Source organism: Enterovibrio sp. QJM3NY_24, assembly GCF_057786035.1.
This window is the reverse complement of record NZ_CM173520.1, coordinates 498589-517419: the sequence shown is the minus strand read 5'-3', so window position 1 is coordinate 517419 and position 18831 is coordinate 498589. Positions and strand designations below refer to the sequence as shown.

Annotated in this window: 20 protein-coding genes; 6 read left to right on the top strand and 14 right to left on the bottom strand. The window is 45.3% G+C overall.

Going from position 1 to position 18831, the window contains the following annotated elements; genetic code table 11:
- Positions 1-19: 19 nt before the first annotated feature.
- The 9 genes from AC3CIC_RS18745 to AC3CIC_RS18705 all read right to left on the bottom strand — a co-directional run bounded on the left by AC3CIC_RS18745 (position 20) and on the right by AC3CIC_RS18705 (position 8642).
- The gene (locus AC3CIC_RS18745) at positions 20-541 is read right to left on the bottom strand and encodes a hypothetical protein (protein WP_488516681.1); all 522 of its coding nucleotides are present in this window, start codon (positions 539-541) and stop codon (positions 20-22) included.
- Between the two features lie 124 nt (positions 542-665).
- Complete coding sequence (locus AC3CIC_RS18740; protein WP_488516680.1) at positions 666-1370, bottom strand: helix-turn-helix transcriptional regulator; 705 nt, start codon at positions 1368-1370, stop codon at positions 666-668.
- 347 nt (positions 1371-1717) lie between these two features.
- Positions 1718-2443: a MipA/OmpV family protein gene (locus AC3CIC_RS18735; protein WP_488516838.1), complete on the bottom strand. Its 726-nt coding sequence runs from the start codon at positions 2441-2443 to the stop codon at positions 1718-1720.
- A 241-nt stretch (positions 2444-2684) separates the two neighbouring features.
- Positions 2685-3482 carry a phosphodiesterase gene (locus AC3CIC_RS18730; protein ID WP_371732698.1) on the bottom strand — a complete coding sequence of 266 codons (798 nt, stop codon included), beginning with the start codon at positions 3480-3482 and terminating at the stop codon, positions 2685-2687.
- A gap of 26 nt (positions 3483-3508) precedes the next feature.
- Positions 3509-4354, bottom strand: coding sequence for a carbohydrate ABC transporter permease (locus AC3CIC_RS18725; RefSeq protein WP_017006222.1), 846 nt, complete (start codon positions 4352-4354; stop codon positions 3509-3511).
- A complete protein-coding gene (locus tag AC3CIC_RS18720; RefSeq protein ID WP_016961457.1) occupies positions 4351-5244 on the bottom strand; it encodes a carbohydrate ABC transporter permease in 894 nt (297 codons plus the stop codon). The genes AC3CIC_RS18725 and AC3CIC_RS18720 overlap by 4 nt, the downstream gene beginning before the upstream one ends.
- A gap of 216 nt (positions 5245-5460) precedes the next feature.
- On the bottom strand, positions 5461-6726 hold the full coding sequence (locus AC3CIC_RS18715; protein ID WP_488516679.1) for an ABC transporter substrate-binding protein: 1266 nt from the start codon (positions 6724-6726) through the stop codon (positions 5461-5463).
- Positions 6727-6831: 105 nt separating this feature from the next.
- Positions 6832-7848, bottom strand: coding sequence for an ABC transporter ATP-binding protein (locus AC3CIC_RS18710; protein WP_016961454.1), 1017 nt, complete (start codon positions 7846-7848; stop codon positions 6832-6834).
- Positions 7848-8642: a DeoR/GlpR family DNA-binding transcription regulator gene (locus tag AC3CIC_RS18705; protein ID WP_016961452.1), complete on the bottom strand. Its 795-nt coding sequence runs from the start codon at positions 8640-8642 to the stop codon at positions 7848-7850. The genes AC3CIC_RS18710 and AC3CIC_RS18705 overlap by 1 nt, the downstream gene beginning before the upstream one ends.
- 421 nt (positions 8643-9063) lie before the next feature.
- On the opposite strand from AC3CIC_RS18705, the gene AC3CIC_RS18700 reads away from it, so the two are divergent.
- The 3 genes from AC3CIC_RS18700 (at position 9064) to AC3CIC_RS18690 (ending at position 11444) form a co-directional block, all read left to right on the top strand.
- Entirely contained in the window at positions 9064-9681 is a 618-nt protein-coding gene (locus AC3CIC_RS18700) for a histidine phosphatase family protein (protein ID WP_488516678.1), read from the top strand.
- 355 nt (positions 9682-10036) lie between these two features.
- A complete protein-coding gene (locus AC3CIC_RS18695; protein ID WP_488516677.1) occupies positions 10037-10789 on the top strand; it encodes a DUF4760 domain-containing protein in 753 nt (250 codons plus the stop codon).
- A 124-nt stretch (positions 10790-10913) separates the two neighbouring features.
- The gene (locus AC3CIC_RS18690; protein WP_488516676.1) at positions 10914-11444 is read left to right on the top strand and encodes a GNAT family N-acetyltransferase; all 531 of its coding nucleotides are present in this window, start codon (positions 10914-10916) and stop codon (positions 11442-11444) included.
- A 451-nt stretch (positions 11445-11895) separates the two neighbouring features.
- On the opposite strand, the gene AC3CIC_RS18685 is transcribed toward AC3CIC_RS18690, so the two are convergent.
- Both AC3CIC_RS18685 and AC3CIC_RS18680 read right to left on the bottom strand, forming a co-directional pair.
- On the bottom strand, positions 11896-12927 hold the full coding sequence (locus AC3CIC_RS18685) for an IS110 family RNA-guided transposase (protein ID WP_488515408.1): 1032 nt from the start codon (positions 12925-12927) through the stop codon (positions 11896-11898).
- Between the two features lie 203 nt (positions 12928-13130).
- Positions 13131-13295, bottom strand: a complete 165-nt coding sequence (locus AC3CIC_RS18680; RefSeq protein ID WP_488516675.1) for a hypothetical protein — start codon at positions 13293-13295, stop codon at positions 13131-13133.
- A gap of 58 nt (positions 13296-13353) precedes the next feature.
- On the opposite strand from AC3CIC_RS18680, the gene AC3CIC_RS18675 reads away from it, so the two are divergent.
- Entirely contained in the window at positions 13354-13941 is a 588-nt protein-coding gene (locus AC3CIC_RS18675; protein ID WP_488516674.1) for a hypothetical protein, read from the top strand.
- A 117-nt stretch (positions 13942-14058) separates the two neighbouring features.
- Here the strand turns inward: AC3CIC_RS18675 and pyrC are convergent, their stop codons facing one another.
- From pyrC to AC3CIC_RS18660, 3 genes are all read right to left on the bottom strand, one after another.
- Positions 14059-15084, bottom strand: coding sequence for a dihydroorotase (gene pyrC / locus AC3CIC_RS18670; protein ID WP_488516673.1), 1026 nt, complete (start codon positions 15082-15084; stop codon positions 14059-14061).
- Positions 15085-15359: 275 nt separating this feature from the next.
- Positions 15360-15788 carry a hypothetical protein gene (locus tag AC3CIC_RS18665; protein ID WP_488516672.1) on the bottom strand — a complete coding sequence of 143 codons (429 nt, stop codon included), beginning with the start codon at positions 15786-15788 and terminating at the stop codon, positions 15360-15362.
- 29 nt (positions 15789-15817) lie between these two features.
- Positions 15818-16849: a winged helix-turn-helix domain-containing protein gene (locus tag AC3CIC_RS18660; protein ID WP_488516671.1), complete on the bottom strand. Its 1032-nt coding sequence runs from the start codon at positions 16847-16849 to the stop codon at positions 15818-15820.
- 504 nt (positions 16850-17353) lie between these two features.
- Here AC3CIC_RS18660 and AC3CIC_RS18655 point away from each other — a divergent pair.
- Positions 17354-18046: a hypothetical protein gene (locus AC3CIC_RS18655; protein WP_488516670.1), complete on the top strand. Its 693-nt coding sequence runs from the start codon at positions 17354-17356 to the stop codon at positions 18044-18046.
- Between the two features lie 111 nt (positions 18047-18157).
- Complete coding sequence (locus AC3CIC_RS18650; RefSeq protein WP_488516669.1) at positions 18158-18772, top strand: hypothetical protein; 615 nt, start codon at positions 18158-18160, stop codon at positions 18770-18772.
- The last annotated feature ends 59 nt before the right edge of the window (positions 18773-18831 follow it).

The window sequence follows — 18831 nt, the reverse complement described above, 5'->3', positions numbered from 1 at the left end:
TTTAAATGAAAAGTGTTACTTAGTTCGGGTACAAAGAAACGTACATAGCCGTTGTGTATTGACCCGCTTTTTCCCAACCATTAATCGTTGGTGTGATGTTGATGGTGTTCGCGTCGCCCAAATCACCTTCAGTGCTGTTGCTCACATCCATAGATGTGTGAATAGCGTGGCCATTTGATGCGTTATTTGAACCATCAATAACGCCAGAAGCGTCTTTGAAAGCCACGTTCAATGGGATAACGTCAGTACCATTTTGGTTCTTAAACGGTTGAGCACCAACGACCAGCAAGCCTTTTGCATTGTCGTTGTTACACCAAGCTTTAAATGTGAAATCACTGGTTTGTGAATTCGTGTTTTCCACATCCAGCTCAATGCTTCTTTCTTGCTGTGTGTGCATACGGCAGCGCTGTGGCACTTCACCGCTTAAATCAACGTAAAATTGAGTCTGGCCATCTTCGCGAGGTGAACTAGACCAGCCATCAGCGCTTACGCCAGCAGAAAACAGTAGTGTGATTGCGATACCACCAATTAAACGTTTCATCTCTTTCTCCAATGTTAAGACTACCTTGTCTTGATAGGGAGAACTGTAGATGGCATGCCCTTGCTTTTGTATCGGCCAAATGTCCATATTGTTGTTCAATTAGGGACTAGAAATGGACTAAAGATCACGCTGTGTGTTCAAGGGCGAACTTTTTAGCCCCTGTATGTACTTTATCTTCCCCTATATCTTGGTCTTCTTCGAGGAGGAGCGTGCTCAATTGATTCCGACTGCTTTTTCCTGTTTTGAGCAAAATACTGGACACATGAGATTTGACGGTACTCGGGCTTAGGTGCAGTTGTACTGCAATGTCTTTATTGCTTTTACCTTGCAACAGGTGAAGAAATACCTGCTGCTCACGGATAGAAAAGGAATGTTTGGCGCTCAGTACATTTACCGAATGGTATGAATTCCCGCCCGCTTTGACGAGAAATTTAAGCGCGGTAGACATAGCGTTGCGACTAAACCATAGTTGACCAGACGCTAAGGTTCTGAGCGCACGAGGCAACATTTCTAGTGTGAACGGCGAGATGATTAATCCAGAGAAGCCCAGTGAAATCAGACCAGAGACGCTTTCCTCATCAATATCTTCGCCATTAACGATTAGCCACTGTCCACCACGTTCTAAGGGGGAAATTAACAGTGAAGACGGGTGTCCCAACGTGGATTTATCAAAGATCACAATGCTATTTTCCTCAAGCGCCCACAGTTGTTCAGGCTCTGACAAAGCGGAAAATGTGTCATCTGAAAAGATGGATTGTAATCCCGCCAAAACAAAACTGGACCAATTAGCATCCCCTGAGAGTATGTAGACATGTTTATTTATCATCATCCAACGCTTTATATTTAATCCATATCTTTCAATGAATTATATATAAGCCTACGTTTCATTTTTTGACATGATTAACAGTAAGGTAACATCTGATGGTAATGTTAATAGAATTGCGGGTGAGTCGATTGTTTTTAACTTTGTTCATATTAAGACAATCTTATTTTGAGGAAGCCGCTAAAGTCTGAAATATTCGCGACGCTGGGTTGATGGCTATCAGTAGAGTCTGCTATATGCTGACAGATGTGGATTGGAATAGGTAGATATCAGGTTTTTCTTGTGCGTGAAGTGGGTGGGAAATCGCATGGCGATGGAGTGATCACCGCCAACAACGAAAGGGTAAACTCGGATCAAAACGTATACGCCGCCCCAATGCTAAATTGCCAGCCAAGATCTTGCTGCACCAATGGACTGGCGTTGTCGTGATGTTCAAGCTCTAACTTGGTTAAACCAATAAATTCGTCAGAAAAATCGTATATTCCTATCAAGCCTGATTTATAAACCCAAGTGCTGCCTGAGTCGAAAGCATCAAGACCAGAGGCACGGCTTTCGTTCGTTGACACGCTATAAAGATGATTGGACAACTTAGCATCACGGTAATCCACTTCGACATACGGAGAGAGAGTGAATGGTTCAAAAGGGGTATCAAACGCTCGCCCCAAATGCAGTTGCACTTCGTAGCCGTTGTGCTCATTGGTGACATCATGTAAATACGTCAGCCTAGCGCCGACAGTGCCAATGGTGAGGCCTAACTCCCCGTTGCCGTCGCGATCATGGATACCATTTGGAATGTCATCAAAATCATTGGAGACTTCAGCGAATCGCCACTGGCCTGAAATGCCCACCCAAGGCAACACGGAATAATTCAACAAGCTGCCATCTATAAAACCATATTCACCGTTGTAGAAAATATTGGGTTCTACGCCACCTTTTGCTCCATCGTTAGAGAATACGGATTCTCCGACGGTGACACTGCCACCTACAAACCCATAGTCGTCATACTTGTCATTAGCGGCCACATTGATGGATAGCGCCAACAAGGCAAGCCCAGACACGGGGAGCACAAAGAGTCTCATCACGGAACACGTCCTATCATTATTTTTGTATTGAGTAGAAACAGAACAGACGGCAGGCCACAACATTGCATCAATGTGGAAATGTTCAGATATTGAGAGATTTAGCAGGGCATTGAGAGCATTTTGTGAGAATTGAGAGGCTTTGTGCTTCTTGGTTGTCGAAAATTGACAGGAAGAGGAAACGACGCGAATAGCGTCGTTTTTGGTTCATGTACATGTTGTCGAATTGTCGTTTCCTGCCTTAAAACGGATAAAGCTCTCCATTTGGCGACAAAGAAAGGTAGCTGCTGCGAAAGCCGTTTTGCCATTCATGAAGCATGTAACCGCCGGGTTTTTGTGTGAAACCCACTGGGGCGTCCGGTCGGTGGTCTGTCATGAAACTACTGGCGACAGCGGGGGAGGACAGCACGGTCGCGTTGCCCATGCTGCACACAATGCTGTTATGCAAATGCCCGCAAATCACACGGACTTCTCGTGAGGTCTGGTTCAACAAATCGGCCATGTCGTCAGCGCCTTTTAAACCAATGCTGTCCATAAACCGAATGCCAGATGCAAACGGCGGATGGTGCAAGGCAATCAACGCCGGTTTGTTTTGGTTTGCCGCTAGTGCGCGTTCCAAAAACTGCAAGGTGGATGGCGACAACGCGCCACCACCTTGTTGCGGAATGACAGTATCCAGCCCAATCACATCGAAATCTGAAAATTCCTGCACCCAATTGATTTCATCGTGAGGGGCGAACCCTGCCAATTGCGGAAAGCTCGCATTCATGGATTCGCGGCTGTCATGATTTCCCGGTATCACCAAATAGGGCAAGTTGAGGCGCTCAATCTGTGTCTTAAACAGCTCATAGCTTTCAACATCGCCGTAATCCGTGATGTCTCCTGTTGCGATAATGGCGTCAACATCACCGAACAAAGGAAGATCTTGTTCAATCTTATCTATCGCCTGTTCAAACAGTGCGTAAGTATTCAACTGACCGGACACCTTGTGAGGCGGCACAGTCAGGTGAATATCTGTGATTTGAATAATCCGAGTCACAATAAAGCCTCTACTTAGCGATTCAACTATTTAATGCCCGCACGCAAGAACGCTTGCACGAACTGACGTTGGAAAATCAAAAACGCGATCAGCAGTGGCGCAACCGACATCATGGTCGCGGCGGAGATCACCGAAATATCGACCCCGTTCTCTGGTGCGCCGAAAATCGACAAACCTACGGTTAATGGGCGTGTATCGTCGGAATTGGTCACGATTAACGGCCACAGGAAGTTATTCCAATGCGTTGAAACCGACACCAGCGCGTAAGCCAAATAGGTTGGCTTCGCTAACGGCACATACACCTTCATTAAGATGCCAAACAGTGAACACCCTTCAACACTCGCCGCTTCGTGCAATTCATAGGGCACGGATTTGAACGACTGGCGCATCAGGAATATCCCGAAAGCACTCGCCATGTAGGGCATGCCCACACCCAAAATGGTATCGAACAACCCCAGTTTTGATGTGACCGCGTAGTTTTCGACGATCAGCACTTCAGGCAAAATAAACAGCTGAAGCAGCACCAGAATAAACACGAAATCTTTACCCGGGAATTTGACCTGCGCGAAAGCAAAACCTGCCAACGTGGTGATCACAAACTGGCCGATCAGTACGATGGTGACCAGAAAGAAGGTATTGATGAAGTATTTAATCCACGGTGCGCCATCCCATGCCACTCTGAAGTTATCCAATGTCCATGCAGACAATAGATTGAAGTTCACCGCATCAGAGGTGGTGTGAAACGCAGCCCAAAATGCAAATAGCAACGGTGAAATCCAGATAACAGCAAGCAGCAATGCACCAAAGGAATCGAGGTATTTTTCGACGATTTTCATCGGAGATACGCTTTTCATTGAGGATACGGAACTCATTGGTAATGCGTCCTTTTATCGAGGTACAAGAACTGTACAGCGGCAGCAATGCCCAGCACTAGCAACACCAATACCGTCATGGCGGCGGCATGTGGCGCATCGAAGAAGGCGAACGCCATTTCCCAGATGTAATAAAGGATCAGTTTGGACGAATCAGAGGGCCCGCCTTTGGTCAGAATAAACAGATGGTCAATCAGTTTGACTGAGTTGATCATCGCGTTAACTGTGATGAACAACGTGGTTGGCATCAAAAGGGGTAACACAATGCGGCGCGTGTAAGTCCATCGGCCTGTGCCTTCAATGTCGGCGGCTTCTTTATAATCCGCCGGAATGGTCTGCAACGCGGCAAGATAGAAAATCATGAAGAAGCCGGCTTCTTTCCAGATAGTCACGATGATCACCGCCCACAGCGCGGTTTCAGGTCGACCTAGCCAGTTGACGGATTCAAAGCCAAAGAATGCCCCGATTTGATCTAACACCCCAAGGTCAGGTGTGTAGAAAAACAGCCAGAGATTCGCAGCAGCGATCATCGGCAGCACAGTCGGGGTGAAATATGCCGTTCGCACAAAGCCTTTACCCGATATTTTCGAGTTTGCCCACAGCGCCATAGCCAGCGCGATAGCAATCGAGATCGGAATCGTCATGGCGGCATAAAAGAGGTTGTTCTTTACCACAATCCAGAACGTGGGATCGTTAAACAGATCCGTATAGTTCTCCATGGCAACAAATTCGGACGGTCTGCGTCGTGTCCCTTTGGAAAATAAGCTTTCCCAAAAGGTCGCCATCGACGGATAAAACGCAAACAGTGTCAATAGAATGGCCGCAGGCGTGAGGAGAAACCACCCGTAGAGGTGTTGTCTGCGACGTTCCATTTCCGCGTAATGATTCATAATACTGCTCGGTATGAGACATAAACCCCGCCACGACAGCGGTGGGGCGTATGCAGGTTAGATTATTGATATCTTTTTTACTGTTTTACGAATAGGTGTTCGCCAACTGACGTTTTACTTACTGGCTGTACCTATTTGTACTGACTGACTTCTAACGAATGGCCTTTAGTTGCAACCTGTTGATAGTACTTGCAGCCTATTGATAGCACTTAAAGCCTATTGATAGTTTCGAAGCAGGCGTTTTGCAGATTGCTGCGCTTCACCCAGTGCCTCTTCCGGCGTTTTGTTACCCGTTAATGCAGATTGAATCGCGTTGTTCAACCCTTCACGAACACGTGCAGTTTCATAGGTCGAGAACTCGGCCACAGCATGTTCAAGTTGGTTGCTCGCAACCAGCGCAGGTGGGAATTCCACGACGTAATTTTTCAGTGCTTCCGTTTTATATGCGCCTTTGGATACGCCCATATAACCCGTTGCGATTGACCATTGCGCCGCTTGCTCAGGTGCAGTCATAAACTTGATGAGTTTGAGTGACGCGGCTTTTTCTTCGTCAGTGGTGTCTTTGAAAAGGTAGAAGTTACCGCCACCCGTTGGTGAACCAAGGCGGACATTGCCTGGTAGCATCGCCACACCGAAATCAAATTTAGCGGCATTTTTCACTGCGGTGAGGTTACCCGTTGAATGCCACATCATGGCTGTTTTGCCTTCAAGGAATGCCTGACGTAGCGTGCCCCATTCAACCGTACCTGATGGCATGACGCCGTGCTCTTGAGACAGGGATTGCCAGAATTTCAACGTATCCACCACGTCTTTATCATCAAAGTAAGTGGTTAAGCCGTCATCAGACATCAGCTTTTTGCCGTTCTGAATCGCCAATGCTTGGAACATCCAGTAGGGGTAACCGGTAGAGGGGATCATGATGCCGTAAGTGTCATCATTGGTGAGCTTTTTGCCCACTTCCACCAGTTCAGCCCACGTTGTCGGTGGCTTCTCTGGGTCAAGCCCTGCGGCTCTAAACATGTCTTTGTTGTAGTAAGCCACAATGGTTGAACGCTGAAACGGAATGCCCCACGTTTGACCTTCAGCTTGACCGTTTTCCATCAAGGCAGGATAGAAATCTTCCAGCCATGCTTTGTCGGTTTCGCTGTTCATCACGTCATCAAACGGAGAAATGAGTTCTTGATCAATCAAGTCATACACATCAATAGAGAACATCACCGCAAGCTGTGCCGGTTCGCCAGAATTGAGTGCAGACAAGGCGCGAACGCGGGTGTCGTCGTAGTTGCCTGAGTAAATGGCATTGACCTTGATATCCGGATTTTGGGTTTCAAAATCATCCACCAATTTATCGACCACTTTGGTCAACGAGCCGCCCACGGCAATGGGGTAGTACATGTTTAGCTCTGTGACGGCTGCCGCAGATGTGGTGGCTAAAGCAAATGTACCCGCAAAGGCACAACTGAATAACGTAGAGAACTTCATAGTTTCACCATTGGTTTAGTTGAACATTTATCTCAAGTTCGATTCCCTGATTGCCTGCAAATCCCACGGATAAGCGGCGAGAGAATAATTGCTCAGCAGGCTTTGCTAAGACATTCGGTTTCCCTTGTCATCGAAGTAATGCAGTGTCGAATCTTCAAATGTAATATCGACGATGCTTCCTTCAACTAACGACGTATAACCTGGCATTTTCACCACAAGCCCTTTGGCGGCAGGGTGTTCTAACAACACATGGGTTTCTTCACCAAGATATTCGCTTTCTGCCACGGTGCAGGTCAGTCGGCCTTTACCGGCTTCCACCACCGTGACGTTTTCAGTTCTCACACCCACTTTGTCGGCATGGTCGCTGCCTGAAATCGTGCCGCCGTTGATCAACGCCATGGGCGGAGCACCAATAAATTCAGCAGCAAAAGTATTCTGAGGTTGGCCATAGAGATCTCTCGGCGAACCGGTTTGCATGATGTGACCGTCTTTCATCAATATGATGATGTCGGCCATGCTCATGGCTTCGGTTTGGTCATGGGTGACATACACCACCGTCATGCCCAGGTCGCGTTGCAGTTTCTTGATGTCTTTTCGCACCGAATGGCGCAGCTTGGCATCAAGGTTTGAAAGGGGTTCATCCATCAAACACAACGGCTGACGCGCAACAATGGCGCGAGCCAAAGCCACACGTTGACGCTGACCGCCGGATAGCTCGCCGGGTTTTCTGTCTTCGTAACCCAGCAGCCCCGTAATATCGAGCGCGTTGTTGAGCTTTTCCAATCGTTCTTGCTTCGGGACTTTTCGCACCTTCATGCCGAACATAACGTTTTCCGCCACAGAGAGGTGCGGGAAAAGCGCATAAGACTGAAACACCATCGACAGGTTTCGCGCAGACGGCGCCATTTCTGTCACGTCGAGGCCATCAATATGAATTTCACCTTCATCGGGAATTTCCAATCCCGCCAGTAAACGCAATGTGGTGGATTTACCGCAACCAGATGGCCCAAGTAATGCCACAAACGACCCTTCAGGGATTTGTATAGAAATGTTTTCGACACCAAGCTGACCGTTCCAGCGCTTGCCAATATTGTCGAATACCACAAAGGACTCTGCGTTCATCAAACTTCGCCTCCAACTAACTTCAGACGATCTCCAACACGCTCACTGAGCGCAGAGAAATCATCGCCGGGATGCCGATCCATGATGATCTGGTCAACATCGAAAATACTGCCACCAACGGCAGGTGCTGTACGTGTGAGTTTCGTGCTGTCCATCACCAACACGGATGTTTTGCAATGGGTACGAATGGCCTCACGAACACGAACTTCTGACGCATGAAAATCCAACATGCCGCCGTCTTCCGTGACGCCTGCTACGCCAAAAATGCCGAATTCAGCGCGGTAACTATTGAAAAAATCCAACACCCCATCACCCAGTATGTCGCGATCAGGCATTCTTAATTCACCGCCGGGAATGATGATGCGATTAGATGGCTCATTACTCAGCGTCATCGCGGCATTCAGGTTATTGGTCATCACGGTCAGTTCGGATTTTTGCGTGAGTGCTTCGGCAACAATGGCCGGGGTAGAGCCAATAGAAATGAAAATGGTTGCACCATCAGGAATGATGTCTGCCACGGCACGAGCAATGGCACGTTTTTCTTCAGATTTGGTCAGCGCCCTTTGTTGATAGGGAGCGTTTAGTTGGCGTTCAAAACTTTCGACGCCACCATGTCGTCTGCGTAACAGGTTTTCACCGCAGAGCTGGTTAATGTCACGTCGTACCGTTTGTGCAGACACGCCAAGAAACTCGGTGAGCATCTCTACCGATACGTTGCCTTTCGCCTGCGTCATCTCGATGATCAACTCGCGGCGAATCTCTGTTTTTGATTTGAGCTTGGAATCCAGAGTCATACTGCTTGTTTCTCCATTTTCCAATCAACCTAGTCCGTTATTTAACATTTTGCCAACATCTTTGAGCGTTTGAACGAAAATATTGTTCATTTGTTGATCAAATGCTCATTTATGATTACTTTTATGGTCAAGTGCTCACTACTGCAAGATGTGGCTGTGATTTTGAGCAATTGGTCATTTAGGTGTTTTGTGATGCGTATTGTTAGCAAGCGAATATGAAAATCAGGTTTCAGCCAGATGAAGGTTTTGCGTGTCTACCACTCATCAGCGGGTGGGTATAGCAAAGTCAGGGCAGCTGCATTAGCCTTTAGCCATGCAGCGCGGCGATTTTCTCAATAGTGCTTTTCAGAACACCAGAACACCAGAACACAGGCAGAAAAGCAGAATTGCCCCGAATTGAAAGAATAAAAAAGGAAGTGCGATGACAGTGTTTAACAATACCTATTTGGTGATACGACATGGCCAAAGCCAAGCCAATGTGGCTGACATAGTGGTCAGTGACCCCGCCATAGGCTGCGTGCAATATGGCCTTTCACCATTGGGTGAACAACAAGCCAAAACCGCCGCAGAGCAATACAGCGGCGCAGCGATCACCCAAATATTCACCTCAGATTTCACGCGAACAAGAGAAACCGCCGCCATTGTTGCCAACACGCTGAACTTGCCCGCGCCCACCGAAGACATTCGGTTGCGTGAACGTTATTTTGGGGAATGGGAAGGGAAGACCTCCGCCGCGTATGAGCAAGTTTGGGCGAAAGATGCGCTCTCGGTGGACAACAATGAAAACGGCGTTGAAAGCACGGCGCAAGTCAGGGCCCGCGCATTGAATGCCATATTGGAATTCGATGCCAAATACCACGGCGAAGTCATATTGCTGGTGGCACACGGCGACACGTTGCAAATACTCGCCACCGCGTTTAATGACCTACCGCCAAATAAGCACCGTACCTTGCCCCACCATGAAACCGGCGAACTCAAGTTGTTGGTTAAACAAGGCGACGCCATTCCCCCGCAAGTGTTAAACACCCCGAAAAAATAACAAAGAGTGCGCCTAGAGCGCACTTTTTGGTTTCCTTTCTTTCACCTCGTTTACAACAAGCAAACGCCAAAAGCTCTCATCAGAAAACTGTTGCGACTCAATAAGCACATTTGAACAAAAATCAGTCAGTTGAGTGGGATGTGTGACTCATCATTAGTATGGTTTATTGTGTTATGTGGTATCTTGCGTGCAAAATTTTGGGCATGGCGATTGGGTGCTTATTGGTAGGTCGTCTGATGTGAAGATGAAGCCCGATCGCGTTGTTATTGGTCTTGATGGTGGGATTAAACACGCCGTTTTTGGGTTTAATAAGCTGTTATAACTTTTTAAATTTGATTCAGATTAAGGGAACAAAGTGCGTAAAGAAACCAGTCTTATAAATGTGTTGGTTCTATTGTCAATAGTGTTAATAGCTTTCTTTGTGGGTGTTCACATAGGAGGAGTTCCTATTGGGAATTTATCAATAAAGGACTTTATGACACCATCAGTTGCTTTGATGTCCGCCCTAATTGCTGCATTTATGGTGACAAGAACAATAAATAATAATAAAAGAAGTGAACTTCTAAAAAACACATTAGACGCAATTGACAATGAACTATTTAAAGGCGAAAAAAGAGTAAAATTAGATTCGGCTTGCAACCTTCTCACACAAAAAATGGATGGCGAGGGGAGTTTTAAAGCATTAGTAAGATTAAGGACAAATGCTACTAGATTTGTTGGTGAATATAAAAGTACTAACCCTGAAGAATACGCACATATTATCGATGCGCTAGATTATGCAAATAAGTTATGTTTTGGTGTTAAATCTGGGATTTATGATAAAGACCTTATTAACAAGTTCTTGGGGCAGTCTGTGTTTAATGTTTGGTGGGCTGGTATGGTTCTTATTCGAGAAAGAGAGTTGGAGTACTTGGATGAAATGGCAAGCAATAATAGAAGAGTACCTGACTTTGGCTCACCTTATGAAAGTCTATTTGCGTGGATAAGGGCTGTTGCAGATAAACAAAAACTGGGTAATGTTCAATTTATTTTAGTCAGATTAGACACCGGTTACTACAATAGAGATTCCTTTAAAGAATTAGAAGTCGAGATGGCAGAAGAATTATAACAAATAAGAATAAGTGTCGCGCAGCCGACACTTTAAACAAGGCTATCAACAGGACGCAATTTCGGTTCGGTGTTTTTAAAAATATCTTGAATACAATGGTTTAAGCGGTTTTGGGCGGTTTGATATGCGCCTGTTATCGCGACGTTATGTGCCTAATCTGAGAGTTATCTATATTATGAAAGTGTCATTAAAAGCTATGGATGAAAGCTCTTTTACAGAGTACTTAAATTTAGTCATTCCTCATTATGCCCAAGATAATATTGAGTCTGGTCGTTGGGAGGATTTTAATATATTAGATCGTTCTAAAAAGGAATATGATTGGCTTTTGCCTGAGGGATTAGATACCAAAAATAATTACCTGTTCAATGTTATAGAAACCGAAAGTAACATTGAGGTTGGTTATATTGGAATTAAAGTAGAGGAACATGCGACTACAAAATCCGCTTTTATATATGACGTTGGTATCTACGAAGAGCATCGTAGAAATGGCTATGCAAAATCAGCACTCGATCTAATCGAGAAAGTGGTCTCAGAACTTGGAGTGACAAGCGTTGCCCTTCATGTATTTAATCAAAACGAAGGTGCAAAAGCTTTATATAAATCTATTGGCTACGGCGTTGTAAGTCACAATATGTGCAAAGCAATCAGCACATAACAAATAAGAATAAGTGTCGAGATAAAAGGGACATATATGGACGCTCCCCGAACGTCAAGCCAAAATGCTCTTGTCGTTTCGCGTAGCGAGACGAATTTCAGGTTGTTTTTGCCACTGTGTTCAGTGTTGATGTTCAGGTTTTCATTCCCTTTAAGGGAAGGTCAGTACTGACATATATCCAGGCTCGTTTCTTTGACAAGAATGAGGCGGTTTTTTCGCCTGCCTCGGCCTCTAATGAGTTCCGTACCTGACCGCCTTCAACAGACACTCGGGCTTAGCGCCCTTGTCCCAGACAGGCTTGAATCAGGTAGGGAAAACCTTTGTTCATCAACCATGACTGACCACGGTGGGTGAAACTGATTGTATTATCCGCCGCCACGCCATCTTGTTGCATTGCTTTTTGTATAAAAATGGTGTGATTGTGAAGGCAGACTCGTCGTTCTTTGTGTGTTCATCCTTGGCATGCCTCCAAGGCTGGCTGCGGTTGGTAGCATTCATTCCGCTGGAGCAATATCCACATCAGTCGTGCCAGGCGATGGGCGAAGGCCACAACGGCTTTGTTGTAACCACGCCGATGTACCAACTGATTGCCCCACACACTTAATGCGTCTGTTTTGTTTCTCGCACGACTCAACGCCGCCCGAGCTCCATGCACCAATAGTGTTCTCAGATATCGGTCGCCTCGCTTCGTAATGCCTCCCATGCGACGTGTATCGCCCGAGGCATAAAGCTGAGGCGTCAGGCCTAGCCACACCGCAAATTCTCTCGGGGAATGAAAAGCTTGCCCTTTATCTATGGAAGCAAGAAACGCCGACGCATTGATGAGCCCAACACCAGGAAGGCTCATGACAATGTCACCGCAAGGATGTTCGTCAAGGAAGGCCTTAAGCCTTTGTTCAATGTCTTCAATACGCTGCTCCGTATCAAGCAACTCTATGTAGGCGTTAGCCACAATGTTACGTAGCCCTTGAGAGCACGAGGTATCCCCGATAATGTCGGCAAGCTTGGCTCTGAGGTGCTTAACGCCAACAGGTGCAATGACACCAAATTCACTCAATATGCCTCGGGTTTGGTTAACCAAAGATGTACGATTTCGCTGTAGTCGCTCACGTACACGGTGCAGAGACAGTATTTCTTGTTGGTACTCGGTTTTTACGGGCACAAAACGGACATGAGGCCGTTGGCAGGCTTCAACAATGGCTAAGGCATCATTGTGGTCATTTTTGTTTCCTCGCACGAAGGGCGTGACATGTTGTGCGGGAATAAGCTTTGTTTGATGACCAAGTTTAGCCAGTTCACGCCCCCAATAGTGGGCGGAGTAGCAGGCCTCCATCACCACGGTTGTCGGTGGTTGTTGGACAAAAAACTGCACCAGTTGGCTGCGCTTCAATTTACGGTTAAAAATCGGCGTGGAATGTTCGCCTACGCCACAGACTTGAAAGGTGTTCTTAGCCAGATCGAGGCCAATGGTTTTACACTGCATAACGGACGCTCCTGATTAACTGATTTCGCAATCTCAGTTTGGTGCATGACGCCGTATTTGGGAGCGTCCATCTCATCAGGCACTTTAGTCATCTTCTAGTAACCAATACTAAAGTGTCCGTCTCTATCAAGCTGGCTTTGAAATCCGCTATCTGAGGTTAAATAAAGCGGACAGACACTTTAGTCATCTTCCAATAACCGATACTAAAATGTCTGTTCTATCAAACTGGCTTTGAAATCCGCTACCTGTGCAGTTGCTTTGGTACTTTCACTCACCATCAAACAAAAGTCACTGCCACTCGCAAATCCACCTGCCCAAAACGCTGCCCAATGACCTGACTCGTAGTTTAACTTCTTGTTTACAGACATGTTATTTTGGTCAATCCATACTGAAGAAACCATTATTCACATAAGGTTTCTGACTAACATGACACTCACTTCTTCTAAGATCTTTTTATTTGGTGCGCTTATTTGCAGCAGCTTAGCGATGCCTATCGCTCAGGCGGCAGACGACATTAAGGGCGTTAATCTACTTCACACAGCGAATTGGAAGGCGGCAACTGATAGCTTTGGTTCTAGCTTTAAAGCTTCTGATCCATTGGTTCAAAATGACGAAATTCAGGTCGAGTTCACCTTGTTCAAAAAACAAGAAGGTAAGAACTGGCCATTTGTAGAGCTGGTTTGCGCGACGGATACAGCGCTAACGGGTGTGTCTTTTGTCGAGATCACTTACCGTTCTAGCGCGGACGTTTCGGTTAAGTTCAACCAGTCTGATTTTGGATCGAGCGGCGATGGTTCATACGCGCATTACCAAACCGTGATCCCAGCGTCTGATCAGTGGACAACCATCAAACTAGATACCAGCGATTTTGCACAACCAAGCTGGGCGCCTGAAAGCACACAAAAAATCGCGCTGAATCTCTCCAACGTGAAAGATATCTACCTTTCGCCAAAGCTGAATTTTAAAACCGGCGAAACAAGCACCTTGCGCGTGAAAAGCCTACGCGTGTTGTAATTTCGCTTTTGACGACGCTGATACAGTGGGTCGTTCGGTGATTAAAAAGGCCTAACCACATTGTGGTTAGGCCTTTAAAGTTTGCGCTATTCGCTATTCGCTATTCGCTATTCGTGTTTACTTCACTTTCCAGCTGATGCTTTCGCCACCACGGATTGGAACAACAATGTCTGAACCAAATGGCATGGTGTCTGGCACGGCCCACTCTTCTTTAGTGAGGGTCACGGTATCGCTGTTACGCGGTAGGCCGTAGAAATCTGGGCCATTGAAACTTGCGAAGGCTTCTAGGTTATCTAATTTACCTTCCTGCTCGAACACTTCTGCATAAAGCTCAAGCGCGGCATGGGCGGTGTATGAACCGGCACAACCACACGCGGCTTCTTTCGCGCCTTTGGCGTGAGGGGCAGAGTCTGTACCCAAGAAGAATTTTTTGTTGCCGCTGGTTGCGGCTTCTACCAATGCTTTTTGGTGCGTGTTGCGCTTCAAAATTGGCAGGCAGTAGAAATGCGGTTTAATGCCACCAACCAGCATGTGGTTACGGTTGTACATCAAGTGGTGCGCAGTAATGGTTGCCGCTACGTTGTCGTTGGCGTTTTTCACAAAGGTCGCTGCGTCTGCGGTTGTGATGTGCTCAAGGACAATTTTCAGCTCAGGGAAATCGTTAACAATCGGTGCCAGAACGGTGTCGAGGAATGCTTTTTCGCGGTCGAAGATATCTACGTCATGGGTGGTGACCTCACCGTGGATAAGCAAAAGCATGCCCACTTCCTGCATCGCTTCCAATACCGGATAGATATTGCGCGCAGACGTCACACCAGAATCTGAGTTGGTGGTTGCGCCAGCAGGGTAGAGTTTTGCAGCCACAACGCCAGCTTGTTTCGCTTTTTGAATTTCATCACGCGTGGTGTTGTCTGTCAGGTAAAGCGCCATCAGGGGCTCAAACTGTGCAGATGGCTTTTCTGCCATGATGCGATCACGGTAGGCAAGGGCCATTTCAGTGTTGGTAACAGGAGGAACCGTGTTCGGCATGATGAGCGCGCGACCATTGTAGCGGCTGATGTCGTGGACGGTATTGGTCAGGACTTCACCATCGCGTAGGTGAACGTGCCAGTCGTCAGGGCGTGTGATTGTTAGTGTGGTCATTTTTAGGCGTCCCTCCATAGAAAAAATTCGGATTGGCGCCTGTCAGCAAGGAATGAGAAAAGAAAGCAAACGCTTGCGCTCAGGCGGCAGGATGATAGTAGAAAAGCCGCTGTATTTCATCTTCTTTCTGTCTAAAGTGTCTGTGAGCTCAATTCAGTCGGCATAAGAACCTGGACGAAGAATGAAGGCAATACGAGGTGATTGGTTTGCGTGGTTTGTTTTCTCGATGCGCCGAATGATTAGGGAGCCATGCCACCCTAATCAAGTTAGCGTTACTAAGACGGTGAAAAGCAGATGAGGTTGAAAATTTCCGAGCGATTCTTGGCATAGAAGAACAGGTTACGAGCAGTCATGCTGAGTGCATACCTGATAGTTAACCCTTCGTATTCTTTGTAATCACTGTTTAGCAGGTGATCATGATGTGTGACATTTTGTTTTACGGTTTCGAACTTCATCGAAAGCTCATCGCCTTCGAGATCATATGAGCCAAAATACAAGTTTTCTAACTTGTCGATTTGCCCTTTGACGTCTGTCACCTGAACAAACTCTCTGATGGAGAAGTGATGACGAGATGTGAAAGTGAGCGTCATCTTTTCGAGTACAGAACGATATTCAGAATACGCCTGAGAGGCGAAACCTGTTTTGATGGTTTCACAATGCCAACTGGTCGACACTAGGTTCACGCTGCGATGTTCTTTGATCATGTGATAAGCCATGTAGGCCAATAGCATTATCAAGACAGCGACGATCGACACAGTAAATTTGCTTCTGAGAAAAACGCTTCTAACGCTATCCATGATGATTCGCTCTGATATTTTGACACAGCATAGTTAAGTGCCGTGTGTTTTGGGGTCAATATGAAAACATACAATGCATTATGACTTGGATGATCAACGGAAGGATAAAGCCTGAGAAAAACGTCTAGCTCGCACGTGTGGGGCAAGCTACTTTTAATGCCGTTAAGCAATGAGCTTCCTTCTTCGACTTCTGATTCTTTGTTCGAAAATACGTGAATACTACCTACTGTATTGCTGTATGCGTATTCTGACTTATTGACGAAGTAGGGCTTTTCATCACTCGTCTTGAGAGAAAAAATCGCCATGGTTACCATAATAATAATCAATAAACATGAACCGATCATTAGAGGTGCTGACTGTTGGCGTGTCGATGCGTTTTTTTCAGCATCGTTTTTACGCAGTCTATCTTGTTCAATATCGGATGTTACACTTCCCCAATCATCAAATGGTTTATTTAATATGGGGTGAGTTTTTATCAATTCATCTTTTTTATCTACCTCCTCGATTTTATTATTTTTTTCTTGTTTCTTTGATTGATTGTTACTCGAGATCTCCTGGTCCGTACTAGGTGCTTGTGATGTTTCTCTCTTTATTCTTGATGTATTATTTTCTATTACTGATTCGTTGTTTACATTTCCAATGGTCAAGTTTCCATTAAAGCTAAGGATATATCCAACTTTGCTTATTGTTTTTATCTTAATGTCACTGTTGTTACTTTTCTTGAGTGACCTCCTTAATGTGGAAATGACATTGGTTAATGACTGATCTGAAACCACCGTATTGCCCCAGCACGCTGAAAATATTTCATCCTTGCTGACGCTAATATCTGTATTGTCTAAAAGGTAGACAAATACTTTTCCCACAATTGGGCTTAGTGATTCCGAGTGTCCCGTCGAAAAGGAGAGTGTTCTTTTTCCAGTATCATAGACAGCATCAGAGAAACTATAAAGTTGTGAACTTTCGGGCATTTATTTTCCCCAAAATAAAATCATAACTAATTAAAGCAAAACAAGTTGGAAATGTCCACTGTGCGAAGTGTCGCAAGTGCATGTGTCAGAAACATATCGCTTAACACCGATAGTTGTTGACCAATTTATGCCATCACCAAATGAACGATATTGAATGAATATTTCCCTGAGTATTTGAATATCATGGAAGGTTAATATTTAGGCATGAAGGGGGTGAAATATAAAATCAACCAAAACATGTACTTACTGAAAATTAACCATAAAAAAATTAGGTGAATGTCAAAGTGATTTGAAAACCATTTGATTTGCATTTAGACCGCCCGTCCCATTTTTTAGAGAATGGCCGCCGAATTCATGACTTGTATCAAACTGGCTCATTGCTGCATGCACTCTACGTGGTGCGAGATCCAATGCGGCGGCTTATATAGGCTTAAAAATGATAATAGAGCCTTCTTTGTTATATGGGCTCAAACTAAATGCAAACACAATAGAGTAGTATTCGTAATGAGAAAAAATGTTCACTTCGCAGCAATCGCTTTAGCTTTTGCTTCTTCATCTTCATTTGCCGCGACACCATTTAACAATGATGCATTATACCTTGGATTTGATGTCGGCTTCCTAAAAACAGATTCAGAACTGGCATCAGATTTGGGTAATAATCAGATGGACTCTGCACTTGGCGGATTGGGTAGGGCAATTGATGACTCAATATATAATGACATAAAGCTCGGTTACAAGTTTAATAATAATTTTCGAGCGTATGCTTTTTGGCGTGTAACCAGTGAAGACTCTGCCCAATCAAGAGTGTTATCCTCTAATCAAGTTCAATTAGGTACGGTTGATATTAAACGTCAGGAAAGTATTGGTGGTTTAGGGTTGGACTACATGCTACCGATTAATGAAAGAATGTATTGGGTTGTTGGTGCTAGCCTTGGTCGTTATTCGTCAGAAGTTGAGATGGAGTCAAAATCGATGTTTCGCTTTGCTGATAAAACAAACATTGAGTCTAGCGGTTTGGCTGTGGGTTTGAATGCCAGTATTGGCTACGCGTTTAATGAAAGCTGGGCGTTTGAATCTGGTGTGAACTATATGCGTCTTAATGGAAATTCTATCAAATTCGAAAATAACGGCGCAAATATTGAATACAAAAACGAAAACCAGTTTGCATTCTTTGCTAGTGTTAATTATACCTTCTAGAGAGTTTTCATCTATTTCGATGGTATTTATAGAGAAATAGAGTCATTAACATAAAAGGTTCGCATATAGGGATGACGTGCGGATCTTAATGAAAATAAAAATCTGAATTTTATGCGATCACTATTATTAGTACTCTCTCTTTTATCCCTTTCGGCATGCACTATTGGCGTTAACCTTCCGGAAACGGACAAAAGCAGCACATGCGGACAGCACTGTATCGCAAACGTTGAATTACTTGTTGACCCGACCAAGAGTGCAAAAGAAGAAATCGAACAGTCAGCGCTTCAAGGCTACGAAATCAATTTCTATCAGGTCGTCGCCAACGTGACTAGAACTGAGTTATTGAATAGTAACTATTCCGTTGCTGATGGCAATGCCCTTACCGTTGGTAGATCTGATTTTTCACACTATGCCATTGCCTACCGCATTGAACACAAAGAATTGTCTATCCCGAGTACGGTGTTTGGCGAGAGCCATGCGAAAGCAGAAATCGTATTCGAACTCTTTGATGGCAATAACCAACTGCTCCTGACACAAAGAGAAACCTGCTCATTTTCCGATGAAATGTCGAGTGGTGAAACGACTTCCCATGTATTGATGCCTTTCGATAGCCTTTTTGCGGTTTCTTTCACTGAGTTTCTAGGACGTGTCTGGATAACGACAGTGGAAGATTGCAGCCATCGGTTCATAGAGAAAGTCAATGTCATAGCGAACAATGCGCCCTAGCTTTCCGCACTAGCATTTGCCAATAGCACCTGAACTGTTGTCCTTTTTATTCTACTTTT